The organism is Acidovorax sp. K2F, assembly GCF_025246485.1.
Taxonomy (GTDB): Bacteria; Pseudomonadota; Gammaproteobacteria; order Burkholderiales; family Burkholderiaceae_C; genus Acidovorax; species Acidovorax delafieldii.
This window is the reverse complement of the sequence record NZ_JAOBSQ010000011.1, coordinates 1-1,064: the sequence shown is the minus strand read 5'-3', so window position 1 is coordinate 1,064 and position 1,064 is coordinate 1. Positions and strand designations below refer to the sequence as shown.

1 protein-coding gene is annotated in these 1,064 nt (G+C 66.4%); it reads right to left on the bottom strand.

The genetic code is table 11. The features are described 5' to 3' along the window. Positions 1 to 1,064 (bottom strand): Zn-dependent hydrolase (locus N4G42_RS04735; protein WP_260666361.1); only part of this gene is annotated, 1,064 nt, incomplete at both ends.

The following is a 1,064-nucleotide window of genomic DNA, read 5'->3' as shown; positions in this document are numbered from 1 at the left end:
TCCTCGATCTCGTTGTGGCTGATGCCGTCCTTGCAGGGGATGAAGATCATGCCGCTGGGCGCGAGCTTGGCCATGTACACGGCATCGTGCCCCGCGCCGGAGACGGCGGGCATGTGGCTATAGCCCAGCTTGGCGGCGGCGCGGCCCACGGCCTCCACACACTCGGGCTGGAACAACTGCGCGGGGTAGCTGGACACCATCTCGATGTGCACCTGTACGCCGTGCTCCTTGGCCACCTGGTCGGCAAAGGCCTTGACCTCGGCAGCCATGGCGTCCACCAGCGCGTCGGTGCTGTTGCGCAGGTCGATGCTGAACTTGACCCGGCCGGGGATGACGTTGCGGCTGTTGGGGAAGACTTGCACCATGCCCACGGTGCCGCGCCCGTGCGGCGGGTGGCGGTGGGCCGCTGCCACCACGTCTTGCATGATGCGCGTGGCGGCCAGCATCGCGTCCTTGCGCAGGGCCATGGGCGTGGGGCCCGCGTGGGCTTCCATGCCGGTCACGGTGCAGTCAAACCAGCGGATGCCCAGCACGCCGCTGACCACGCCGATGGTCTTGTCGTTGTCTTCCAGCACGGGGCCTTGTTCGATGTGGGTTTCAAAGTAGGCGCCAATGGGGTGGTCGCCGGGCTCCTGGTCGCCGATGTAGCCGATGCGCTCGAGTTCGCCCTTCACCGTCTTGCCTTCGGTGTCGGTGGCGGCGTAGGCGTGTTCCAGCGTGAAGGCTTTGGCAAACACGCCCGAGCCCATCATCACGGGCACGAAGCGCGATCCTTCTTCGTTGGTCCAGAAGGCGACTTCGATGGGGGCTTCGGTTTCGATGCCGTGGTCGTTGAGCGTGCGCACGACTTCGATGCCGGCGAGCACGCCGTAGTTGCCATCGAACTTGCCGCCGGTGGGCTGGGTGTCGATGTGGCTGCCGGTCATGATGGGTGGCAGGCTGTTGTTGCGGCCCGGGCGGCGCATGAAGCCGTTGCCGATCTTGTCGATGGTGACGGTCATGCCCGCTTCGCGCGCCCAGCGGGTCACCAAGTCACGGCCCTGCTTGTCCAGGTCGGTGAGGGT